The following is a 23,992-nucleotide window of genomic DNA, read 5'->3' on the forward strand; positions in this document are numbered from 1 at the left end:
ACTTAATTAATTACGGTTAAAATGTCGGCAAAATCGTCAAAAACCCAATCAGGTTGCGATTCGCTGATCGGAATGTTGTAATTATAACCGTAAGTCAGCCCGACCACCGCACAGCCTGCGCTGTGTGCCGCCAGAATATCATTTTTAGAATCGCCGACAAACAGCAATTGTTTTGGATAAATCCCGAATTTGCCGCACAGATAATACAGCGGCGCAGGGTGCGGCTTGATCGCAGGCAAGGATTGCCCGCCCAGTAATTCCGAAAACAGGTGATCAATCCCGAATGCGGCAAGCACAGGCTGCACGTGTTTGGTCGGTTTATTGGTGATCACAGTCAAAATATAGCCTTGCGCTTTCAACGTTTCCAAGGTCTCTTTTACATGAGGGAATAGTCGGCTTTTATTGCAGATATTTTCGCCGTAATAGAAACCAAAGCGTCTTTTCAGCTGCTTAATACTTTCATCATCTAAGTTCGCCTCACTCCATTCAAGTCCGCGTGCCAACAGCACATCGGCGCCGTTGCCGATCCACGTCATGACTAATTCTTCGGGGGCTTGCGGCAAACCGACTTCAGCAAACGCTTGATTCAGCGATAGTGCCAAATCCGGCAAGCTGTCCACCAACGTGCCGTCTAAATCGAATCCGATAACCTTAAATTGTCCCATATATTGTCCTTATTGTTAGATATAGGTGGGATCTAGCGTTGCCAATTGCTGGCGCATGTCGCGGATCACTTGTGCGTAATCGGGCTGGTCGAAAATCGCCGAGCCTGCGACAAACATATCTGCCCCCGCCGCGGCAATGTCAGCGATATTATTGATTTTCACCCCACCGTCCACTTCCAAACGAATATCAAAACCGCTTTGATCGATTCTCGACCGCACTTGGCGCAGTTTATCCAATGTTGCGGGGATAAACGATTGCCCGCCGAACCCGGGATTCACCGACATCAGCAAAATCACATCTATTTTGTCCATTACATAATCCAAATACGACAGCGGCGTGGCAGGGTTAAATACCAAGCCCGATTTACAGCCGCAATCCCGAATCAGCTGCAACGTGCGGTCGATATGCTCACTGGCTTCGGGGTGAAAGGTGATGTAGGTTGCGCCTGCTTTGGCAAAATCTGGGATAATGCGATCAACCGGCTTCACCATCAAATGCACATCAATCGGCGCTGTGATGCCGTAATTGCGCAGCGCCTGACACACCGCCGGCCCGAAGGTTAAATTCGGCACATAGTGGTTGTCCATCACATCAAAATGAATCACATCAGCACCCGCCGCCAACACATCGGCGACATCATCGCCTAAACGGGCTAAATCAGCAGAAAGAATCGAAGGAGCAATTAAATAGGGTTGCATAAATCACCTTTGGTTATGAAAGTGCGGTAGGGGTAGTTTACTACTTAATCATGGGGGTGTGAAATATTAAGCCGTGTAATCTCAAGAATTTTAACATTATTAGTTTATAAAAAGTTATCTGGATCATATTTTTGAATTTATCTTGTTTACACGTGTAAATTTGATTGTTATAACGGAATTGTACTTAGGTATCGACAGCGATATTTTTTGTATTTAAGTGCGCAATGCGTCAAGAGTTTGCAATTTAATCAATTTAGATATTGGAGACGAGTTATGAAAAAGATATTCAAACAATTTATGTTGAGTGGTGCAATCGCCGTTGCTTGCGGAAGTGCGTGGTCGGCTGACTTAATTGGTGCTTCATTATTGACTCAGCAACACCCGTTTTATATTGAGTTGGCGGATGCCATCAAAGCGGAAGCAAAGGATAAAGGTGTCGATTTGGAAGTGTCGATTGCCAATCAAGATTTGGGTAAACAGCTAGCGGATGTGGAAGACTTTATTGTTAAAGGGGCGAAGGCGATTATTATCTCGCCGGTTGATAGTAAAGGCGTTCTGCCTGCAATTAAAAAAGCACAAAATGCGGGAATTAAAGTGATCACTGTCGATGTGCCTGCCGAAGGCGTGGAGGTAACATCTTATATCGGTACCGATAACTATGCCGGCGGTGTAAAAGCTGGCGAATTAATGGCAAAAGAACTAAATAACAAGGGCAATGTTGCCATTATTGATTATCCGACGGTGCAATCCGTTGTGGCGAGAGTTGAAGGTTTTAAAAAAGCGCTTTCCGACTATCCTGAAATAAAAATTGTCGCCCAACAAACGGGGATCACACGCGCAGAAGCCTTATCTGTTGCACAGAATATGCTACAAGCCAATCCAGATATTCAAGGGATTTTCGGATTTGGTGATGATGCGGCACTGGCAGCTGCGGTTGCAGTTAAGTCGGCAAGATTACAAGATCAGGTGAAAGTGATTGGCTTTGACGGTATGAAAGAAGCCAGAGATGCTGTGGACTCAGATCCGGTTATGGTCGGTGTTATTCGCCAATATCCGGATAAAATGGGGAAAGAAGCATTGAATACGGCAGTCAAAGTGCTGGCTGGAGAAAATGTTGCTAAAGAACAGCCAATTGAACCGGGTGTCTATACTAAATAAGCTCTTTATAATGCGGGCGGGATGGTTACCTCCCGCCCATGATAAAGGAAGGACAGTATGATCAAACAAGATGATATTGCACTGACATTAAAAGGAATTAATAAATCATTTGGTGTAGTTCATGCGTTAAAAAATATGAATTTGACCGTTAAACGAGGGCGAGTACATACACTGTTGGGAGAAAATGGCGCCGGTAAATCAACATTAATGAAAATTTTAGCCGGGGTTTATAGTGCGGATTCAGGAGAAATGTTATTAAATAACCGCACTTATAGTCCGAAATCACCACAAGATGCTTCTGCATCCGGATTATCTATTGTATTTCAAGAGCTGAGTTTAGCGAATAATTTAACTGTTGCTCAGAATATTTATGCGAACCATGAGCCTTCATATTTTGGGTTTATCAATGATCGTAAGATCGAAGAACAGGCTTCCACTCTCATTAATTCATTAGGATTACCGATAAATGTAAGTGCGAAAGTAGGTGATTTGTCTATTGCACAGCGGCAATTAGTTGAAATTGCAAAAGGTCTAAGCCGTTCTTCTGACATTATTATTTTAGATGAACCGACTTCATCACTTTCAGATTCCGAGGCGGAAATTCTATTTTCTATCGTTAACCAGCTCACCGAATCAGGAAAAGCCGTTATTTATATCTCACATAGAATGGAAGAAATTATGCGCTTATCGGATGATATTACGGTTATGCGCGATGGTGAGTATGTGCAAACCGTACTTAAAACTGATACTACGATTGATAAATTGATTGCGATGATGGTTGGACGCCAAATGGATCAAATTTATCCACCAGCGCTTGAAAAAAACTTTACGGATGAGCGTACGGTTTTAAATGTTAAGAATTTAACGATAGCCAATAAAGTTAAGGATGTAAGCTTTGACCTAAAAGCGGGTGAGATTTTAGGTTTTTTTGGGTTGGTTGGCGCGGGGCGTTCTGATGTCATGAAAGCGTTGTTCGGAATGTTGCCTTATCAGGGGGATATTTATTTAGATAATAAGCTCATTAAAATCACGAATGCAAATATTGCGATCAAACAAGGAATAGGCTTTGTCACGGAAAACCGGAAAGAAGAGGGTTTAGTGCTACCGGCATCTATTCGATATAATACCACGATGGCAGCGCTATCTCGATTTTCTTTTAATGGAGGATGGCTAAATTATCAGCGTGAATGCCATGAGTCTAAAGAGGCAATTAAACGACTTGCCATCCGAACGCCGTCAGAGGAAGTTTCAGCAAATACTCTTTCAGGAGGAAATCAGCAAAAAGTAGTTTTGGCTAAATGGCTGACAACACAACCTAAAATTCTTATTTTAGACGAGCCAACCCGTGGGGTTGATGTCGGCGCGAAGTTTGAAATCTATAATATTATTCGGCAACTATCATCAAATGGAACGGCCATACTCTTAGTTTCTTCTGAATTGCCGGAAATTTTGGGGCTATCCGATCGTATTGTCGTGATGGCAGGGAAGCGTATTCAGACCATAGCTGCAGCAAGTTCATTGAATCCGCAGCAAATTATGGCTGCGGCAACGGGGCAAATCTCATGACAAAACATGATCGTTTAATGCAATATGCACGTCAACTGGGTGGTATTTTCCTTTCGCTTATTGTGCTGTGTGTATTCTTTTCTTTCGCTAATAATCGGTTTATGTCGATAGCAAACTTTATGAATATCTTACAGCAGGTTTCAGTCGTGGCTATTGCTGCGTTTGGTATGACGTGGGTTATTTTGTTGGGCGAAATTGATCTTTCTATCGGATCGATTATTGCAGTTAGCGGCATGGTCGGCGCCCAGGTCTTAGCTTTGGATTATGGGTTAGTACCAGCCTTGCTTGTTACGGTATCCGCGGGAGCAGTGATGGGATTGATTAATGGCGCCTTAACCGCAAAGTTAGCGCTTCCCTCATTTATTGTGACGGTTGCAACGATGGGGATTTATCGAGGAATGGTCAGCTTGCCCACGAATGGAGCACCGCAAATGATCACCAATAATGGCTGGACCTCAATAGGAAATGAGGCATGGTTTGGTATTCCTATTGTGATTTGGATTTTACTGGCGTTATTTTTAGTGAATCACATCGTGCTGTCTCGAACCGTTTTTGGGCGTAAAGCCTACCTTACCGGTGGAAATATTGAAGCGGCTCAATATTCAGGAATTTCTACCGCAAAAGTGAAAATTTGGATCTTTACCGTTTCAGGAATTATGGCGGCAATTTCCGGAATATTGCTGTCATCTCGGCTCTATTCAGCACAAACGAATGCCGGTATGGGCTATGAATTAGATGCGATTGCCGCAGCAGTGCTAGGTGGCACGAGTTTAGCGGGAGGTGTCGGCACGATGATCGGCACATTGGTCGGTGCGTTGATTATTGGCATTTTGAATAATGGTATGAATATGATGTCTGTTCCCTATTTCTATCAACTCATTGTAAAAGGTATCGTTATTTTAATTGCGGTTTGGTTGGATGTGAGATCTAAGAAAAAACGGAGTTAGGATATGAAACAGAAAATATTAACGATTGGTGAAGTCTTAGTCGAAATTGTGGCGACAACAAAAGGCGATGGATTCTTAGAAACACAACCGCTGATTGGTCCATTTCCGTCCGGAGCACCCGCTATTTTTATTGATCAAGTAGGTAAATTGGGAATCCCCTGCGCCATTATCTCAAGAGTGGGTGACGATGATTTTGGTGTATTAAATTTGAAACGCTTACAGCAAGATAATGTTGACATTAGTGGTATTTCAGTCGCAAAAGGTGAGACAACGGGCAGTGCTTTCGTTCGTTATCGAGAGGACGGAAGTCGCCATTTTGTCTTTAATATTGCACATAGTGCTTGCGGCAAATTAGATGAAAATACCAATATTGAAAACTTGCTGCAGAGCTGTAGTCATTTACATTTGATGGGAACCGCACTTTCATCACCCGGATTAAAAAAAATGGCATGGCGTGCAGTGGAGGAAATTAAATCACGTGGAGGCACACTCTCTTTTGATCCGAATTTAAGACCAGAAATTATGACTTCGGAATTAAGGAATGATCTACAGAAAATATTATTACAGACCGATTTATTTTTGCCCTCCGGTGAAGAGTTGTTTTTATTTACCCAATCAAAAGAAGAGCGGTCGGCTATTGATGAATTATTAAAGTGCGGTATTAAAGAAATTGTGGTTAAAAAAGGCCATCAGGGTGCAACATATTTCACACAAGATAAGCGGCTGGATATTGCAGCGCATACAGTGGAAGAAATTGATCCGACGGGAGCGGGGGATTGTTTTGGCGGTACATTTGTCGGCTTGTGGTTGGCGGGTTATTCGGCAGAAATTGCGCTTAGTTATGCAAATGCAGCGGGGGCACGAGCAGTTACGCGCTTAGGTCCAATGGAAGGGACATCAACTCGGCCGGAACTGGATTTATTTTTAAAAGAGACGGTAGATGAATAAAAACAAAATGGGGCTGTCGGTAAATACCATGCAGCAATTGGCGGAGTACATAGGGCTCTCACGACAAACGCTGTCCAAGTATTTTAACGATCCGCAACAAGTTAGTAGTCACACCCAATTGCTTATTCGAGCTGCTGTCGAGGAAACGGGATTTCGACCAAATTTATTTGCCAGTAATTTAAAGCGTAATAAAAGCCGAGTGATCGGAATCATTATTCCCAGTATCACTGATCCGTTTTATATGCAACTCGTTTCGCGTATATCCACTATTGCAGAAGCATCGGGGTATTTTATCTTTACATTGCCTTCTAACGGGAAGCTGAGTGTAGAAGCTGATGCGGTTGCAAAATTACAAGCCATGAATGTTGCGGGTGTGTTGATTGTGCCGCTAGGCAAAGACTCAGTACAAAGTAAGCTAATACGAATGGAAGACGATCTCCCGATTGTATATCTTGATTCGCCACCAAAGCATGACGCACCTTTTATCGGCACCGACAATCAACAAGGTATCACGTTGTTGGTGGATTATCTTTGCCAAAGTGGAACACCACCGGCTTTCTTGGCAATGCCGGAAATTAATCGAAATGCTAAAACGCGTTTGCACTCATATGAAACAGCGATGGGAAAAAATAAAGAAAATCCGTGTGTATTAAAAGCGGATAGCTGCGTTGATTGGGAATTTGAAACATACGGTTATCATCGAACGACTCGATGGCTGCATGAACGTAAAACGAAACATCAAGCGTTATTGTGTGCTAATGACCGTTTAGCGTATGGGGCATTTCTTGCAACATGGGAGAAAGGTATTCCTATTGGTATCCGAGAAGATGGATTGCGGATTGCCGGGCATGATGATCACCCGCTTGCTGCATATACATGCCCGCCTTTAACAACAGCTGCACAAGATTATGATGGGATAGCTAAATTAGCGATAGATACATTATTGGGATATATTAATGGCAATCGTCCATTAACAACACCGCAGCTTGTGCCGATGACGTTAGTAAGAAGGCAGTCAGCCTAATAAATCTGATCTATAGCGAGAAATATATTGAGTATGGATAATCAAAAAGATCTTCCTTTGTTGTTATCAGATTACCCATTCGATATGGATCTGGTGGCAGGACGTACGATCATTGAAAAAGATAACTACTTGGATTATATCATTAATCGTCCGCAAGGCATGAAAGGCTATATTATCAATTTAACCACTCGGGGTAGGGGCGAAATTTTTAATGGAGAGAAAACTTTTTTGGCGGATAAAGGCGATTTGCTTTTGTTTTCGCCACAAGCAATGCACCATTATCGCCGGGAATCAGCCTATTATTCTTGGTATCACCAGTGGATTTATTTCAGACCGAGAACGTTTTGGATTGATTGGTTGAGATGGTCTTCAACAGACAATGGCATTGGGCGATTAAGCATTGCAAATAAGGAGGAGTATCAAGCGATCTTGGATCTTTTCTTGAAAATTGAAAATCTATCGAAATCCAACGAGGTGTTTGCCAAAGATACTACGATGTGCTTTTTAGAATTATTGCTGATTAAGTGTGCAAGGCTTGATCCAAAAAATATTGAGCATAAATCGAATAATGCCTTAGAATTGATATTGTCTGCAATTTAATCCTGAATGATTTACAACAAAATCATAAAATTGAATATTTTGCTAATCGGGTCAATCTTTCGACCTCTCGGTTAACCCATTTATTTTCTGAACAGCTTGGCATGAGCCTAACTCAATGGCGGGATTATCAAAGAATGGAAAACGCCAAAAAATTACTTTATACCTCCGATATTTCGATTATGAGTATCGCCAAACAGCTGGGCTTCGATGATCAGCTGTACTTTTCAAAAGTCTTTAAAAAGTATTGTGGTGTTAGCCCTTCCGTCTTTCGTCATTCCAGATAGTGAAAAGCAGTGACCTGCTTCACAAAAAAAATCTTTCTGCCAAATAGTCTATATAAATAGCCGAATTTTACATATAACCTGACAGTTTTTTAGACTATCATTCCCTCAGACTGAAAGGATACAGTATCTCATAATGATTTAATTTCTTTTTAATCATTATGTTACGCTAATTTTTGGTCGTGCATATTGATAAGGATGTAATATGCCAATAGCAAAAATAACCATGTTCATAATATCAAGAGGTGAATAATGAAAAAGCTGACGATTAAAAATCTATTATTGACGGGGCTATTAGGTATGACGGTTCTTGCGCCTAATGTAATGGCAAAAGATGTTGAAATCGTAAATATTTCTAAAATAGCAGGTATGTCGTGGTTTAACAGAATGGCGGAAGGTGTTGAGCAAGCAGGGAAAGACTTTGGTGTCAATGCTTATCAAGTCGGGCCGTCCAGCACTGATGCTCCGCAACAAGTCAAACTGATTGAAGATCTTATTGCGAAAAAGGTGAATTCGATTTCCATTGTGCCGAATGATGCAAATGTGCTAGAGCCGGTATTGAAAAAAGCGAAACAACAAGGAATCGTTGTGCTAACACATGAATCTGTCGGCCAGCCAAGTGCGGATTGGGATATTGAGATCATTGATAATGCTCAGTTTGCTGCGGACAATGTTGAAGAAATGGCTAAAGCCATGGACGGAAAGGGCGGTTATGTCATTTATGTTGGTGGATTGACCGTACCGCAGCATAACCTTTGGGCGGATTTATTTGTTAAATATCAAAAAGAACATTATCCGGATATGTTTGAAGTTACAACGCGTATGCCGGTTGCTGAGAATATTGATGATGCACGACGCACCACATTGGATTTAATGAAAGCGCATCCTGACTTGAAAGCGGTAGTTTCTTTTGGTTCGCAAGGCCCGATCGGTGCGGGTTTGGCGGTTAGAGAAAAACGCATGAAAGATAAATTCTTTGTATTTGGCATGATGATCCCTTCGTAAGCCGCTTCACTGATTAAAAGTGGAAACATTACGATGGGTATCACATACGATCCGGCATCTGGTGGTTATGCGTTAGCTGCAGTTGCTGCCAAATTATTAAAAGGCGAAGAGATTGTTGATGGTTTCGAAATTCCAAATGTAGGAAAAGCCAGTGTCAATAAAGAAAATCGTTTAATTCAATTCCATAAAGTCTTAAAAGTGACAAAAGAGAATATTGATAGCTTATATTAATTTCTCATCATGATGGATTTTCTTGAAAAAGGGAATCCATCATTTCCTCCTTATAAATATTCATATCAAAGGTGATTATTATGACTTTTATTACCATGGAAAATATTTCTAAAACCTTTTATGGTGTGAAAGCATTAAATAATGTCTCGCTAACTTTAAATAAGGGTGAGGTGCTTTGTTTAGCCGGACAAAATGGCTGTGGAAAATCAACATTAATTAAAATTTTATCTGGTGTTTATCAACCGGATAAAAATGCGCTTATTAAAATTGATTCGGATGAGTATGCAAAATTAACACCAAAAGAGTCAATTAGAAAAGGTATTCAAGTTATTTATCAAGATCTCTCTCTCTTTCCTAACTTAACAGTAGCTGAAAATATAGCGATTAATTTGCACCATGATCACTTTTTATCAAGTCAAAAAACGATCCGTCAGGTTGCTAGTGAAACATTAAAAAATATTAATGCGCACTTAGAACTGGATGCGATTGTTGAAACGCTTTCTGTCGCACAACAGCAATTGGTGGCAATATGCCGAGCATTAGCTCAAGATGCACGTTTGATTATTATGGATGAGCCGACAGCGTCATTAACCGTGCAGGAAGTTCAATCCTTGTTGAAAATCGTGCAGCAGCTTAAAAACGCCGGAATCAGTATTATTTTTGTTAGCCATAAATTAAATGAGGTGATTACGGTTTCGGATAGGGTGATGGTGTTGAAGGATGGAAATTTGGTTGGAGATTATCCTATTGCCGAAATGAATGAGAAAAGACTGGCTTATTTAATGACAGGTATTGAGTTCAATTATGAAAAATTATCGACAATTGCAGATTCTCAATCAATTTTAACGGTAAAACAACTTTCTAAGCAGAACCAATACCATGATATTTCATTTTCGGTACAAAAAGGTGAAGTCGTTTCAATTATTGGGTTGCTAGGATCTGGCAGAACGGAACTTTGCCTTAGCTTATTCGGGGTAACACAACCGGATTCGGGCGAAATCATTTTCAATAATCAGCAAGTCCAATTCAAAAGTAATCGAGATGCGATTACTAAGGGTATTGGCTATGTATCTGAAGATAGAATGGCAACTGGATTGGTAATGGATTCATCGATTAAAGATAATATTATTTCCACTATTTTCAATAAGATTAGCACTAAATTTGGCTTAATTAATGAAAAACGTGCGCATTCGTATAGTGATCATTTGATTAAGCAGTTAAAGATTAAGTCGCCTGATTCAAATCTTCCGGTAAACACCCTGTCCGGTGGTAATGTTCAACGGGTTTCGATTGTCAAATGGTTAGCGATTAAACCTGATCTATTAATTTTAGATGAGCCGACTATTGGTGTAGATATTGCAAACAAAGAGGGCATATTTAATATCATTAAATCGCTTTCACTCCAAGGCATATCCGTTATTTTCATTACAGATGAGGTAGAAGAGGCCTACTATAATAGCCATCGAATTTTTGTTATGAAATCAGGCAGAATAAGCCATGAATTTGAAGCCGATAAAACCAGTGAACAACAAATATTGGAGGCGATCAATGAAAAATAAATCTATCTCACAAAACTTTTTCTTGATTGTAACGATTCTTATCATCTCTATTTATTTATCCATTAGGACAGATGACTTTTTAACAATAGAGAATTTTTATGATGTCATCAACAGTTATGCCATGTTGGCGATTCTGGCGTGCGGCTTGTTTATTGTTTTAATTTCAGGTGGAATTGATATTTCGTTTCCGGCGATAACCATTATTTCTCAATATATTATGGTGTCGTTTATTATGAAACATGATGGGAATTATTTTATTGTTTTCCTGATTTCCATTATTTCAGGTATTACTTTGGGATTGGTGAACGCATTTATTGTCAATAAACTCAAGGTGCCATCAATTATCATCACAATATCAACATTAAATATTTTTTACGGATTACTGCTTTATATTACCAAAGGAATATGGCTAGATGATTATCCGGCGTGGTTTCAAGAGGAAATTATCCTTTTCAAATCAACAACCGCAGACGGATTTGAATATGGTTTATCATTTCAGTTTATGCTGCTGATTGCGGTGGTCTTGCTTACGGGTTTTATTATGAATAAAACCAGTATCGGAAGAAAAATCTATGCTTTGGGAGGAAATGCTGAGGCGGCATCCAGAATAGGCTTTAGTCTGCTCAAATTACATCTTTTTGTTTATGGCTATATGGGATTTGTTTCGGGAATTGCCGGTGTTGTTCAATCCTATACCGTGCAAACCGTCGCACCCGATTCATTATTAGGATATGAATTGACAGTGCTGGCCGCAGTGGTACTTGGCGGAACAAGTTTAATCGGTGGGAAGGGAACGCTGTCTGGCACGATCATGGGGGTTGTGCTACTGGCAATTATTCAAAATGGCTTGAATCTTTTGGGTATCTCATCGTACTGGCAAACGGTCGTTACAGGTTTAATTATCGTGTTCAGTGTCAGTATGACCGCTTGGAGCCAACGAAATAAAGCAGGAGTTTAATTGTTATGAACAAATTCAAAGATAATTCATTTAACTATTTGATTATTTTGCTTTTATTAATAACGTTATCATTTAGTTTTTTTATTCCGGATATTTTTTGGTCTGTGAGTAATTTTCAATCCATTGCATCACAGATGCCGATCTTGGGAGTGTTGACACTGGCAATGGCGATTACTATGCTGACCGGCGGTATTAATTTGTCCATTATTGCCACCATGAATTCATGTTCGCTGGTGATGGCATTTTATCTGATCAATAACCCGTCCTCTCTTGTGATTGCTATTTTACTGGGATTAATCACGGCTGGTATTATCGGCTTGCTGAACGGCGTGTTAATTGCCGTTATCAGGGTATCCCCGATTCTGGCGACACTGGGCACGATGACACTACTTAACGGATTAAATGTCCTGTTATCGAAAGGATCGGCTATTTCTAATTTCTCTGATAGTGTCTTAGTCTTAAATAGTGGTGCTTTTTTCGGCATTCCTATTCCATTGCTTGTTTTTGCATTATTAGCCGTGGTGTTATGGGTTATTTTTGATAAGACAACGTTGGGGAAATCAATCTATTTCATTGGAAATAATGAGAAAGTAACATATTTCTCGGGAATTAATACTAAAAAGATTATTATTTTAGTCTATATCATCTCCTCTATTCTTTGTGTTGCCGCCGCACTTTTGATGATGTCAAAATTAAATTCGGCAAAAGCCTCTTATGGTGATTCCTATTTGCTGACGGCAATTTTAGCAGCGGTATTAGGCGGTGTGAATCCGGATGGTGGGAAAGGAAAATTAGTCGGTATTCTCGTGGCTTTGATTTTATTACAAACGTTGGAAAGTGGCTTAAATATTATCGGAGTGAGCAGTTACATTACCATGGCGTTATGGGGTGCTTTATTAATTATTTTTATTTTCTTACAAAAATATCAATTTAATTTTCTCATCAGAAGAAAATAATATCGGGGGTCATCATTATGTCAGAAAAATTTGTTATTGGTTTGGATTTCGGTAGTGATTCGGTGCGTTCACTATTGGTTAATTGCCAGAGTGGTGAGGAAGTTGCGACCTATGTTAGCCATTATCCTCGTTGGAAAAAAGAGTTGTATTGCGATTCGGATAACAATCAATTTCGCCATCACCCGTTAGATTATATTGAATCGATGAGCGAGGCGATTTGCAAAATTACTGAAAATATCGATGAAAATATTCGAAAAAACATCGTTGCCATCGGTATTGATGCAACCGGCTCAACGCCCGCTCCGATAGATGCTGATGGAAATGTTTTAGCACTGACCGAGCAATTTAAAGATAATCCCAATGCGATGTTTATCTTATGGAAGGATCATACCGCAACTAAAGAAGCGGATTATATTACCGAGTTGTGCCACAGCGGAAAATATCCGGATTATATTTAAGTACATTGGCGGTACTTACTCTGCAGAATGGTTTTGGGCGAAAATAACGCATATACACACGATTGATCCAGAAGTCAGACAGTCTGCGGCTAACTGGGTTGAGCTTTGTGACTGGGTGCCGGCGTTATTATCCGGAACAACTAAGCCAACTCAGTTAAAACGAGGCCGTTGCACCGCAGGACATAAAAGTTTATGGCATCCGGATTGGGGCGGATTGCCATCTACGGCATTTTTAACCGCACTACACCCTTCAATCACCGAAAATTTGCAAGTGCCGCTGTTCACTGAAACGCAAACCGCGGAGATTGCCGTTGGTACGATCACGACGGATTGGGCGAAAAAGTTAAATCTACCTAAGAATGTGGTTATTTCAGGCGGCGCATTAGATTGCCACATGGGAACGGTTGGTGCGGGGGCGTCTAAAAATACACTGGTTAAGGTGATTGGCACGTCCACTTGTGATGTTTTAATTACAGACTATGAAACGGTTAACAAACGCTCGATTGAAGGAATATGCGGTCAAGTTGACGGCAGTGTTGTGCCGAATGCGGTTGGATTAGAGGCAGGGCAATCCGCGTTTGGTGATGTTTACGCTTGGTTTGCTCGTGTACTGAGTTGGCCATTAGACCAGTTAAGGCAACAGCAGCCGCACTTGCAATCGGAACTGGATGAATTTAGACAAAATCTGTTATCAATTTTAGCGGAGGAGTGGGATAAAAATCCAAGATTGGAGCACCTGCCGTTAACTTTAGATTGGTTTAATGGACGGCGTACGCCTTTTGCCAACCAAAAATTAAAAGGGGTTATTTCAGGAATCAGTCTAGGAACCGACGCCAGCTCTATTTTTGGCTCCTTAATCGTTGCAACGGCTTTCGGTTCAAAAATGATTATGGAATGTTTGGTTTCACAACAAGTGCCGGTAGAGAAAATCATCGGATTAGGTGGAATTGCAAGAAAATCTCAAGTTGTGATGCAAACCTGTGCCGATGTGATGGAAAAACCGATTCAGATTGTAAAATCGGATCAGTGTTGTGCATTGGGGGCAGCGGTTTTTGCAGCGGTTGCGGCGGATATTTACTCAACGGTAGAAGCGGCACAGGAAGTGATGGCGAGCAAAATGGAAAAAACATATTATCCGAATGAAGCCAGAAGCAAACACTATAGTGCGCTCTACCAACAGTATAAGGAGTGGGCTACAGCAACGGAGCCTCTGTATAATAAATTTTTTGAACAAGCTGAGTAGGTCGCTGACCGCCATTAAGGTTAACGAAGCTAAAAAAACAGGTTTTGGCTGCCAACTTAGCGTTACCGAAATACGGTTTACTTGGGGCAATGTCAGTGGAATTGACCGTGAGCGAGGTTTGGTGGTGATCAAGCCTTCAGGGGTTGAGTATGAGCAGATGACGTTGGCGGATATGGTTGTAGTGGATCTGGCAAGTGGAGTGGTGATTGAGGGCGATAAGAAGCCGTCCTCCGATACTGCGACACATCTGGAGCTATATCGCAGCTTTCCCGATATTGGCGGAATCGTACACACTCACTCTCGGCACGCCGCCATTTGGGCGCAAGCGGGGCAGGATTTGACCGCACTTGGTACAACATGCGGATTATTTTTACGGTGCAATTCCGTGTACTCGGTTGATGACCGATTCTGAGATTCAAGGCGAATATGAATTGGAAACAGGCAAGGTGATCGTTGAAACATTTCGTCAACGGGCATTGAGCCCTCATCAAGTTCCTGCCGTGTCGGTGTATTCCCACGGGCCTTTTGTCTGGTGAAGTGATCCCGCCAATGCAGTACACAATGCGGTGGTATTAGAAGAAATCGCTTATATGAATCTATTCTCTCAGCAACTTAATCCGGTGATTAACCCCATGCAGAGCTCATTATTGGATAAGCGCTATCTGCGAAAGCATGGTAAAGATGCGTATTATGGACAACGTTAAGCCTATTCAATCTTAGAAACCCCAAGTGCGGTCAGCTCTCCCCAACCGCACTTTCCCCTCAACTATCTCTACAATGTCACCACCAACTTCTGATACGCACGTCGTGCTTTTTCAAGTGCGGTTTCCACGCTTTGATCACGGGCGAGGATTACGCCGAGGCGGCGGTGGCCGTTGACTTCGCCTTTGCCGAATAGGCGCAGGTTGGTGTTTGGCTCAGCCAGCACCTGTTCCAGATTGCCGAACCGCACTTGGGTGGACTGCCCTTCCACCACAATCGCTTTTGAGGCAGACGGGCTGATCAAATTGATTTCCGGAATCGGCAAGCCGAGAATTGCACGGGCGTGCAGTGCAAATTCCGACAGTTCTTGCGAAATCAGCGTTACCATGCCAGTGTCGTGTGGGCGTGGTGAAACTTCGTTGAAAATCACCTCATCGCCGCAAACAAACATCTCCACCCCGAAAATCCCACGTCCGCCTAAGCCGTCGGTAATTTTTCCGGCGATCTGTTCCGCTTTGGCAAGTGCGGTCGGTGACATGGCTTGTGGCTGCCAGGATTCACGATAATCGCCGTCAATTTGAGTGTGTCCGATTGGTGGCAGGAACGAGGTGTCGCCGATATGGCGCACGGTCAGCAAGGTGATTTCGTAATCGAATTTGACGAAGCCTTCCACAATCACCCGTCCGCCACCGGCACGTCCGCCTTGTTGCGCATAATCCCACGCTTGTTGCAGCTGTTGCTCGGATTTAATCACGCTTTGTCCGTGTCCGGACGAACTCATAATCGGTTTCACCACACAAGGAATGCCGATTGCCGCCACTGCCGCTTGGAAGTCGGCATAGTTATCGACAAAACGGTAGTTTGAGGTCGGCAAGCCCAATTCTTCAGCGGCAAGGCGGCGAATGCCTTCACGGTTCATGGTCAGGCTGGTGGCTTTGGCGGTTGGGATCACGGTAAAGCCCTGCTGCTCCAGTTCCAATAAGGTGGCGGTGGCGATCGCTTCGACTTCCGGCACGACATAGTCCGGGCGCTCTTTTTCGACTAAGGCTTTCAGCGTATCACCGTCTAACATGGAAATGGTATAGGCACGGTGCGCCACTTGTTGCGCCGGTGCATCGGCGTAGCGATCGACTGCGATCACTTCCACGCCTAAGCGTTGCAGTTCAATCACCACCTCTTTGCCGAGTTCGCCGGCGCCGAGCATCATTACTTTGGTGGCGGAGGGGGTCAGTGCAGTTCCGATAGTTGTCATCTTCTATTCCTTTTATCTGGCAGCGGTAGGCAAAAAAACCGAGCGCAACGGCTCGGCTTTGGGTTAGATCAAATTTAAATCCAAGGTTAAATCGTCATTTTTATTAATGCCGATTTTACGCTCCAAAATATGGCGGGCAATATCTTGCGCTTCTTGCAATGAGTGATCGGTGTAAGTGCCGCACTGGTATTTGTTCAGTTCCGGAATGTCGTTTTGATCGGCAACGTTCAGCACATCTTCCATTGAGGCAAGCCATGCGTCGGCAACTTGCTGCTCGTTCGGTGTCCCGATCAGGCTCATATAGAAACCGGTGCGGCAGCCCATTGGCGAGATGTCGATAATTTCAATGCGTTCGCTGTTGAGGTGATCACGCATAAAGCCGGCGAACAGGTGTTCCAGCGTATGCACACCTTTCATCGGCATGATTTCCAGATTAGGACGGCAAAAACGCAGGTCGAATACGGTGATGTCGTCGCCTTTCGGGGTGCGCATATTTTTTGCCACACGCACTGCCGGTGCATTCATTTTGGTATGATCAACGGTAAAACTGTCCAGTAATGGCATATTGTGTCCTTTTTTGGGTTAATTTAACTATTTTTCAGATTAGGGTGAACTTTCCGCTCATTGTCGAGTCTTATTATACAAGCAACCTGCAGTTGTTTTCTAATAATTAAGTTGGTTCCTTAGGTTATTTTACGCCCTCTCTTGAGGGCGTTTTTTTGCCTGATTATCGGTTTTGCTGTGCAAGGTATTGCTCAAACGGCAGATCGTCCGCTTGCTCTAACGCCTGTTGCTGTTTAACCGATTGTGCGGCGATCTGTTCCAGTTGCTGACGGCTTAAAGTGCGGTACGGCTGCGCCAACAGTTGTTGCTTGAAATGTTCGGCTTGTTGATCGCCGAAAGCGCCGATGCCGTGTTGCAAGCAATCCGCCAGCACCCGTGCCGAGAGAGTGAGTTCCGGCTTGGCGAAGGCTTGACGCAGTTCTTGGCAAATGGCGACATAACCGTGATCTTGCCCGACGCAATCGACCACTTCCGCCAGTTGCAGCAGGTCGTCAAAAATCGCCTCGCCCATCGCTTGTAGTGAATATTGGGTGCTGTCGCAGCCGATACCGATGGTCTGTCCGGGCTGTCTACCTGCTAAAATCACCTTGTTCCAATTTTTGCGACAACATTGCTGTTCAGAATCACCGAGCGGCTCGGCTTCCGCCAATTCGCACCACAACATAAACAGATCGAGGAAATAAATTTGTTGTTCGCTGATCCCGACCGGCGAATACGGATTCACGTCCAGCGACCGCACTTCCACATATTGAATCCCCGCCCGTTCTAATGCCGCCACCGCACGCTCGCCTGGTTCGGTCACCCGTTTCGGGCGAATTTGGGCATAAAACTCTGCTTCGCTTTGCAGCACGTTAGCGTTCAGTTGATGATGGGCTTTGCCGTCTTGCCAATCACGGTGGTCGATCTGCGCAAAGTGCGGTTCAGGGCGACGGGTGGCGGCACGCAAAGCGGCGGTGTATTGCGATAATTGATTGTAATTAATGCCTAAATTGGCTTGAGTATTGGTGGTGTAGCCTAAATCGCTCAAGCGCAATGAGGTGGCATACGGCAAATAAAGAAAGCCGTGTTCGGAACGTTCAAACGCAATCTTGGTCTGCTGCCCTTGTAAAAAGCAGCTGCAAATCGCCGGTGAAGCGCCGAACAGATAGGGGATAATCCAGCCGTAGCGCAGGTAGTTGCGGATCAGATTGAGATAACGTTCGGATAACCGTGCTTGCAGCTCATTTTGTTCCAGCTCGCCGAAGCGCGACTGCCAGTAATCTTGATCAAAGGAAAAGTTGTAATGAATGCCGGCGATGGTTTGCATTAGCGTGCCGTAGCGGTTTTTCAGCCCTTCGCGATACAGGGTTTTGTAGCGTCCTAGATTCGAGCGGCCGTATTGAGCCAGTTGAATGTCGCTTTCATCGTCGATAAAACATGGCATACTCATCGGCCAAAACCGCTCTCGCCCGAGATGTTCAAGGGTGAAACGGTGTAAATCATGCAGGAAGTCGAGCAAATCGACCGCTTTTTCACGCACCGGGGTGACAAATTCCAACAGGCTTTCGGCGAAATCGGTGGTGATCCACGGGTTGCACAGTGCCGAGCCGAGTGCTTTAGGATGCGGGGTTAACGCCAAATGTTTGTTTGGCAAAAAGCGCAAGGTTTCGCGTTCCAAGCCGCGTTTAAAGTGTTGCACCGCCTGCGGATGCTGTTTCAACCAGGCAAGTGCGGTATCCAGTTTCGGTAACACAACAAACTCCTTTTAAAATAGGGCTAAACCCAGCAGCAATAAATAGCGCAAGCCTTTGCCTAAGCTGATAAACAGTAGCGCCGCCAACCACGGCAGCCGCAGCCAGCCGGCGGCAACACACAGCAGATCGCCAATCAACGGCAGCCAGCTTAGCAGCAGTGCGGCACTGCCGTAGCGGCTGAACAGTTGCATTCCGCGCCGCTGGCGACGATTCAGATTTTGCCATTCGGGCACTGCTACCATGCGTCCGATAACATAGCTGCTGAGCCCGCCCAGTGTGTTGCCGAGCGTCGCCGCCAGCCATAGCTGAAACAGGGTGCTCGGGTCGCTGAAACTGTTGGCAAGCAGCAAGCCGCTGAACACCAGTTCGGAATTGCCGGGCAGCAGGCTGGCGCTTAACAGCGCACTGACAAACATCAGCAGCAGCTGGTTTTGCAGCACCCAGTCCGGCAGCCAACTGAGCAGCCATTCGGCAAGCATAGTTCGATTTATGCCTTTAACAATGTATTATCACGCACATCGAACGCGTCCATACCTGCGGCATGGGCGGCTTCGATGCCGAAATCGCCGTCCTCAAATACCAAAGTGCGGTCTGCGGGCACGCCGAGCAGTTCGGCACAGCGTAAGAACGTATCCGGCGCCGGTTTGTGGGCGGCAACGTCGTCGGAGGTGACAATTGCCTCGAAATACGGCTGCAATCGGAATTTCTCCACTAGCAGATCGGTCATCGCACGGTGTGCGCCGGTGCCGAGTGCCAACGGCATATTCGCAGCACGCATAATCGCTTCGGCGATGGTGTAAGTGGTTGCGCCGCTGAGTTGATACATCAAGCTGCCGTCGAGCGGATAACCGAAATATTCTCCGGTTTGGCGCCAAGCCTCTTCGTGTGCCGGCATGGTGTCGATCAGCGTGCCGTCCATGTCAAAAATCAGCCCGGCATAGCGCTGAATAATTTGGGGATCGAGAATCAGCTCACTCATGCGATTTTGCCTGCGTCCAAAATAATTTTGCCTTGTGTGCGCCCTTGTTCCAGTTGGCGGTGCGCCTGTTGGATTTGGGTTAACGGATAAGTCTCGGCGATTTCAATTTGCAGGCTGTGATCGGCTAATTTTGCCAACAGCTCACTTAATGCGGCGGCACTCGGCTGTGCCAGAATTTTTTCCACTTGCAATTGGCGGCTCTCACCGGCTTGCTGCAACAGCGGAACATGAATAGTCGGCACACAAATCACCCGCCCGCCTTGTTTCACCGCCGCCAGCGCTTTCACGCCCGCCTCACCGCCGACTAAATCGAGGAAAATATCCGCATCTAAGGCAGGGTAGTGCTCAAGTGCGGTGTAGTCCAAACAGTCGTGTGCACCCAGTTTCTGTGCATAGGCTTGTTTCGCCGCTGAGCAGATCGCTACGATCTTGACCGGCAGCTGTTTTAACAGTTGCACTGCCAAATGCCCGACCCCGCCCGCCGGTGCGGAAATCAGCACGGTTTGTCCGGCTTGTAGATTGGCTTGGTTGACCAGTTGAAGTGCGGTCACACCGGCGGTCGGCAAGGCTGCCGCTTGTTGCAGCGAAACGCCGTCCGGCACGCGCGCCACCAAATCGGCATTCACCGCAAAATAGCGGCTGTAGGCTCCGCCGTCAAAGGTCAGTACCGCCACGCGTTCGCCGACTTGAAAGCCGCTGTTCACACCGGCTTTTGCCACCACCCCGGCGGCATCAAAACCGAGCACCGCAGGAAACTGGCTTTTAAATTTCTCTGCGCCCCAACCCAGCCCTAAACGGGTTTTGTAGTCCACTGGATTAATGCCGGCATAGTGGGTTTCCAACAGAATTTGATCGTCGTTAATTTCCGGCAACGGTAATTGCGCCTGAAATGTCAGCACCTCGGCAGCACCGAATTCAGACAAGGTAACACCGTAATTGGTGAATGAGTGGGGAATGTGAGTTGACATAACGGTTCCTCTTAGCTATTCATCGTGTAATCGGCAAAGATTAAGAATACCATTTTAGCGGCGAGGAATAAGGATTTTTTTGTTATATCAAATGCAAAAAATTTGTAAGGCGCAAAGGCAGAAGAGCGTCAAGTGCGGTCAGCAGGCGTGATTCACGCCACCGCACATTGAACGGAAAAACGGAGAAAGGTTAAACCCCTTTATATTGCAGATACAGCACGGTTGCCGCCACGCGAGAGTTGACGTTCAACTTGCGCAGCATATTGCGGATATGCACTTTAACGGTCTCTTCCGAGATAAACAGCGTCTCGGCGATTTGCTTATTCGACATCCCTTTAGCGACCAGCTCTAAAACCGCACTTTCACGCTCGGTCAGCGACAGCAGCGGCTCCGGCGAGAATTGACGTTGTTGCAGTTGATATTGCACTTCCGGGCTATACACCACTTCGCCGCGTGCCAGTTGCTGTAACTGGCTTAACAGCAAATCCGGCTCGCTGTCTTTCAGCAGATAGCCGTCTGCACCGGCATCGACTAAGGCGAAAATGTCGGCTTTGGCATCGGAAACGGTCAGCACCGCAATGCGCGCGGTGACCCCTTGCTGTCTCAACTGTTGTAAGGTTTCCAACCCGCTCAACCCTTTCATGTTGAGATCGAGAATAATCAAATCCGGTTCGGTTTGGCGTGCCAGCCGAATGCCTTCCATGCCGTTGCTGGCTTCGCTGATTGAACTGAATTCAGGTTCCAGTTCTAATAATTGGCGGATCCCACGACGCATCAGCGGATGATCATCAATGATTAGAATGCGATATGATTGCGACATAATGTTCCCATGTTGATACAAGTATAAAAATGCTTCAGATAAAAAGCGTAACGGCAACCATTATAGCGCTTTTTTTATCGAATTGACTTTACCTTGATCATAATATTGCAAATGTTGTTGGCTGTGGAACGGCACTACTTTGGTTTCGTCTTGGTGGCGGATCAATTGGTAAAATTGCGGATAGTTAAAGCTGTAACCGTCATAGCGCGCTTCGCTGTCGAAACGGCCTATGGTATAAATTTTGTTGATCTCTTTAATTTTGTCGAATTTTTCATCTTTGCAGCGGTAATACACTTCCGGATTGTTCTCTTCATCCAAAATATACACATTAAAGCTGTTGTCGTCGTTGTCTTCAAAGAAAAATTGCAAAAAGCCTTCGCTGGCAAATTCGCCGATCGCTGCCGGGAAGTGATATTTCGGATGCTTGACCACACTTTTCGCCTCGTCGTTGTCGGAAGCGACAGATGGCGGCAGCATTTCGCCCAGATTGGAACAGCGCACGATGCCGCCTTCCTCGATTTTTAATCCGCGGGTTTCGTAGGAGAAATTCCAAATTTTCCCCGCCACTTGCAGCCGGTTGATCGAGCGCTTGTTCAAAATCGCGCTGACTTGAGTGTTAATACATTTTTTAATCAGCTTTTCGGTCACTGTCAGCATTTCACTGCGATAGCGTTTGCTGTAGCAATACACCTGCACCGATTCCAACGGGTGTGCGCCGCGGTGGATTTTGTGCGCCAACACTTTCAGGCAGTTCAAAATCGCGTGTTCACCTTCGAAATGCAGAGTGCGGATTTCGTTCCAGCGGTTGCGGTAAATCAGATCGATACTGCCGACCAAACTCTGCTGTTTTGGTCCGAAGTTGAATAGATCGTTCGACAGCACTTCGCGCCGCTGGTTGCCACGAATATGTTCGGTCGGATCGTGGCTGAGATTGATCGCCACAAACAGATTGCGTAATTCGCACGGATGGCTGAGATCGTCATTGCTCGGCGGTGTCACTTGTTGCGGAAATGACAAGCGCAAATCGGTGGCGAACTGTTGGATTTTGCCTAATGCCAAGTTAGCGCTGCGCACTGTCAGTCGGGTTTTGGCGCCGAGTAATCCGTTGAAATATGCCCACGCCACCAGTTTGCTGATATTCGGTGCGTATTCGACATAGCGATCGGTGGAGCTGGAGATTTGTTGCAGATTGCAATTAATCAAATGCCAGCCGTTTCTGACCGCACTTGAGTTGCACACTTCCACTAACATCAGCTCGTTTTCGGTGATGTTGTCCGCAATTTCGCGATTAAATAGTGTAACTTTCTCCGGCAACACCTCAAATGCGGTGTATAGTTTACGGGTCAGAATGCTGATGTCTTCCGGCATCAAATTGGCGGAAATTTTCTGTTTGCGAGCGAAAGTAATCAGATTGCGATAACCCTGCATCAACAGTTCGACCAGTGAGGCGTAGAAACTTTTCACCTGCTTGATTTTCCAATCGGCATGGTTATTCAGGTGTTGAATATCTTGCGGCGACCACTGCCAATCGGCAATCAGCTGTTGCAGTTGACGGCGACGCGGGCTGTCTTCCGGGTTGTGCGCCAAATCGCGATTGGCTTTGATATAAAAACAGCGCCGCGTCAAATCCAAGCGGTGCAGATCGTTAATCTTGAGCAAATGTTCGCTCACCTGCTGCAACATCGCCAGATAAGGATCGAAATCGTGCTCGACCGCTGTGCCCGACAGCAGCTGCCGTTTGAATTGTTTCGAGATCAGATCGCCGGTCGGGTAGTTCGCCATCAGCGTTTCTAAGAACAGCACCTTGATCACCGATTTATACGGCGAATCAATCGCTTTGAACAGATGCCACAGGGTCGCGCCGAAATATTCGTTGGCAGACAGAGCGCCGAGGCTGCCGAAATCCACCCACTCATGGCGTCGGATTTTGCCTTCGGCGACCCATTTTTCCACCAAGGTGTCGTAGTGCTGTTCGTGATTAACCGGCAAATGCAGCCACAATAATGGCTTGCCAGCAAGGCGGATCGCAGAGCGGTAAAATTCGTCCAACAACAGCATATATTGGCTGCTGCCGCAATGTTCGGTGGTCAGCGCTTCGGAATAGGTGATATTGCGGAAGTGGTTTTCGTCCAGCAAGTAAAAATTAGCTTCGACATTCAGCGCCTGCGCCCATTTTTGAATCAGCAGGGTTTTTTGGAGTAATTTATTGCGCTGGCTGAGGTTTAAATCCGGCTGGTGGCAGATCCAAATATCCAAATCCGATTGGCTGTTTTGCGTGATCGAGCCGGTGCTGCCCATGGCATAGACGCCGAGCAGCGGCTTGTCGGTATCGGTGTTTTTGCTGAGTAAGGCTTGATATTGGCTTTCAGGCAGAATCTCGGCGAGATAGTGTTGTTGGTAGCTGCTGATTTCAAAGTCGACAATGCCTGCCGGCGCGTCGCTGACGAAGCCCGGAAGCAAAGGATCATTGGTATTTAACAACAGAGTGAGCAATTGAAAGACATGGCGAAATTCGTCCGAAGTGCCTGTTTGCGCCCTTTGGTAACGGGTTTTGTCCAGTGCCGCCACTAACTGTTTAGCAGATTTAAGATAACTACTCAAAAAAACAATCTCACAACAATCAATTAGTAATTTGTGACCGAGGTCACAGTTATAGCTTTTGGTGCAAGCCTAACA

24 protein-coding genes and 1 pseudogene are annotated in these 23,992 nt (G+C 45.0%); 15 read left to right on the forward strand and 10 right to left on the reverse strand.

Annotated elements, in window-relative coordinates; genetic code table 11:
• Nucleotides 1-2: 2 nt before the first annotated feature.
• Both ACUHGC_RS03145 and rpe read right to left on the reverse strand, forming a co-directional pair.
• Complete coding sequence (locus ACUHGC_RS03145) at nucleotides 3-665, reverse strand: phosphoglycolate phosphatase (RefSeq protein WP_446834225.1); 663 nt, start codon at nucleotides 663-665, stop codon at nucleotides 3-5.
• Nucleotides 666-680: 15 nt separating this feature from the next.
• Complete coding sequence (rpe, locus tag ACUHGC_RS03150) at nucleotides 681-1,364, reverse strand: ribulose-phosphate 3-epimerase (RefSeq protein ID WP_446834226.1); 684 nt, start codon at nucleotides 1,362-1,364, stop codon at nucleotides 681-683.
• A gap of 273 nt (nucleotides 1,365-1,637) precedes the next feature.
• Here rpe and ACUHGC_RS03155 point away from each other — a divergent pair, with 273 nt between their 5' ends.
• From ACUHGC_RS03155 to ACUHGC_RS03225, 15 genes and pseudogenes are all read left to right on the forward strand, one after another.
• A complete protein-coding gene (locus ACUHGC_RS03155) occupies nucleotides 1,638-2,522 on the forward strand; it encodes a substrate-binding domain-containing protein (RefSeq protein WP_446834227.1) in 885 nt (294 codons plus the stop codon).
• A 57-nt stretch (nucleotides 2,523-2,579) separates the two neighbouring features.
• Complete coding sequence (locus tag ACUHGC_RS03160) at nucleotides 2,580-4,088, forward strand: sugar ABC transporter ATP-binding protein (RefSeq protein ID WP_446834228.1); 1,509 nt, start codon at nucleotides 2,580-2,582, stop codon at nucleotides 4,086-4,088.
• A complete protein-coding gene (locus ACUHGC_RS03165) occupies nucleotides 4,085-5,035 on the forward strand; it encodes an ABC transporter permease (RefSeq protein WP_446834229.1) in 951 nt (316 codons plus the stop codon). The genes ACUHGC_RS03160 and ACUHGC_RS03165 overlap by 4 nt, the downstream gene beginning before the upstream one ends.
• Nucleotides 5,036-5,038: 3 nt before the next feature.
• On the forward strand, nucleotides 5,039-5,983 hold the full coding sequence (locus tag ACUHGC_RS03170; protein WP_446834230.1) for a tagatose kinase: 945 nt from the start codon (nucleotides 5,039-5,041) through the stop codon (nucleotides 5,981-5,983).
• The gene (locus ACUHGC_RS03175) at nucleotides 5,976-7,007 is read left to right on the forward strand and encodes a LacI family DNA-binding transcriptional regulator (RefSeq protein ID WP_446834231.1); all 1,032 of its coding nucleotides are present in this window, start codon (nucleotides 5,976-5,978) and stop codon (nucleotides 7,005-7,007) included. Before ACUHGC_RS03170 ends, ACUHGC_RS03175 begins: the two co-directional genes overlap by 8 nt.
• Nucleotides 7,008-7,040: 33 nt before the next feature.
• On the forward strand, nucleotides 7,041-7,607 hold the full coding sequence (gene araC, locus ACUHGC_RS03180; RefSeq protein ID WP_446834232.1) for an arabinose operon transcriptional regulator AraC: 567 nt from the start codon (nucleotides 7,041-7,043) through the stop codon (nucleotides 7,605-7,607).
• 101 nt (nucleotides 7,608-7,708) lie between these two features.
• Entirely contained in the window at nucleotides 7,709-7,891 is a 183-nt protein-coding gene (locus ACUHGC_RS03185; RefSeq protein ID WP_446834233.1) for a helix-turn-helix domain-containing protein, read from the forward strand.
• 249 nt (nucleotides 7,892-8,140) lie between these two features.
• On the forward strand, nucleotides 8,141-8,893 hold the full coding sequence (locus ACUHGC_RS03190; protein ID WP_446834234.1) for a substrate-binding domain-containing protein: 753 nt from the start codon (nucleotides 8,141-8,143) through the stop codon (nucleotides 8,891-8,893).
• Between the two features lie 33 nt (nucleotides 8,894-8,926).
• Nucleotides 8,927-9,124, forward strand: coding sequence for a hypothetical protein (locus ACUHGC_RS03195; RefSeq protein WP_446834235.1), 198 nt, complete (start codon nucleotides 8,927-8,929; stop codon nucleotides 9,122-9,124).
• An 80-nt stretch (nucleotides 9,125-9,204) separates the two neighbouring features.
• Entirely contained in the window at nucleotides 9,205-10,683 is a 1,479-nt protein-coding gene (locus tag ACUHGC_RS03200) for a sugar ABC transporter ATP-binding protein (protein ID WP_446834236.1), read from the forward strand.
• The gene (locus tag ACUHGC_RS03205) at nucleotides 10,673-11,641 is read left to right on the forward strand and encodes an ABC transporter permease (RefSeq protein WP_446834237.1); all 969 of its coding nucleotides are present in this window, start codon (nucleotides 10,673-10,675) and stop codon (nucleotides 11,639-11,641) included. Before ACUHGC_RS03200 ends, ACUHGC_RS03205 begins: the two co-directional genes overlap by 11 nt.
• A gap of 5 nt (nucleotides 11,642-11,646) precedes the next feature.
• Nucleotides 11,647-12,597: an ABC transporter permease gene (locus ACUHGC_RS03210; RefSeq protein WP_446834238.1), complete on the forward strand. Its 951-nt coding sequence runs from the start codon at nucleotides 11,647-11,649 to the stop codon at nucleotides 12,595-12,597.
• A 17-nt stretch (nucleotides 12,598-12,614) separates the two neighbouring features.
• Entirely contained in the window at nucleotides 12,615-13,055 is a 441-nt protein-coding gene (locus ACUHGC_RS03215) for a hypothetical protein (RefSeq protein ID WP_446834239.1), read from the forward strand.
• Nucleotides 12,958-14,298 (forward strand): ribulokinase, encoded by a 1,341-nt coding sequence (locus ACUHGC_RS03220; protein ID WP_446834240.1) that lies wholly within the window; start codon nucleotides 12,958-12,960, stop codon nucleotides 14,296-14,298. The genes ACUHGC_RS03215 and ACUHGC_RS03220 overlap by 98 nt, the downstream gene beginning before the upstream one ends.
• 44 nt (nucleotides 14,299-14,342) lie before the next feature.
• Nucleotides 14,343-15,002: pseudogene (locus ACUHGC_RS03225) on the forward strand (L-ribulose-5-phosphate 4-epimerase).
• Nucleotides 15,003-15,070: 68 nt separating this feature from the next.
• Here ACUHGC_RS03225 and purT read toward each other — a convergent pair.
• From purT to ACUHGC_RS03265, 8 genes are all read right to left on the reverse strand, one after another.
• On the reverse strand, nucleotides 15,071-16,252 hold the full coding sequence (gene purT, locus ACUHGC_RS03230; RefSeq protein ID WP_446834241.1) for a formate-dependent phosphoribosylglycinamide formyltransferase: 1,182 nt from the start codon (nucleotides 16,250-16,252) through the stop codon (nucleotides 15,071-15,073).
• Nucleotides 16,253-16,315: 63 nt separating this feature from the next.
• Complete coding sequence (gene luxS, locus ACUHGC_RS03235) at nucleotides 16,316-16,816, reverse strand: S-ribosylhomocysteine lyase (RefSeq protein ID WP_446834242.1); 501 nt, start codon at nucleotides 16,814-16,816, stop codon at nucleotides 16,316-16,318.
• Between the two features lie 163 nt (nucleotides 16,817-16,979).
• Nucleotides 16,980-18,548: a glutamate--cysteine ligase gene (gshA, locus tag ACUHGC_RS03240; RefSeq protein WP_446834243.1), complete on the reverse strand. Its 1,569-nt coding sequence runs from the start codon at nucleotides 18,546-18,548 to the stop codon at nucleotides 16,980-16,982.
• Nucleotides 18,549-18,560: 12 nt separating this feature from the next.
• Complete coding sequence (locus ACUHGC_RS03245) at nucleotides 18,561-19,028, reverse strand: YqaA family protein (RefSeq protein WP_446834244.1); 468 nt, start codon at nucleotides 19,026-19,028, stop codon at nucleotides 18,561-18,563.
• A gap of 8 nt (nucleotides 19,029-19,036) precedes the next feature.
• Nucleotides 19,037-19,516 carry an HAD-IA family hydrolase gene (locus ACUHGC_RS03250; protein ID WP_446834825.1) on the reverse strand — a complete coding sequence of 160 codons (480 nt, stop codon included), beginning with the start codon at nucleotides 19,514-19,516 and terminating at the stop codon, nucleotides 19,037-19,039.
• Nucleotides 19,517-19,524: 8 nt separating this feature from the next.
• Nucleotides 19,525-20,496 (reverse strand): NADP-dependent oxidoreductase, encoded by a 972-nt coding sequence (locus ACUHGC_RS03255; protein WP_446834245.1) that lies wholly within the window; start codon nucleotides 20,494-20,496, stop codon nucleotides 19,525-19,527.
• Nucleotides 20,497-20,686: 190 nt separating this feature from the next.
• A complete protein-coding gene (locus ACUHGC_RS03260; protein WP_446834246.1) occupies nucleotides 20,687-21,316 on the reverse strand; it encodes a response regulator in 630 nt (209 codons plus the stop codon).
• Nucleotides 21,317-21,376: 60 nt separating this feature from the next.
• On the reverse strand, nucleotides 21,377-23,917 hold the full coding sequence (locus ACUHGC_RS03265) for a class I adenylate cyclase (RefSeq protein WP_446834247.1): 2,541 nt from the start codon (nucleotides 23,915-23,917) through the stop codon (nucleotides 21,377-21,379).
• Nucleotides 23,918-23,992: the final 75 nt, after the last annotated feature.

It is taken from the genome of Testudinibacter sp. P27/CKL/0425 (genome assembly GCF_052931395.1).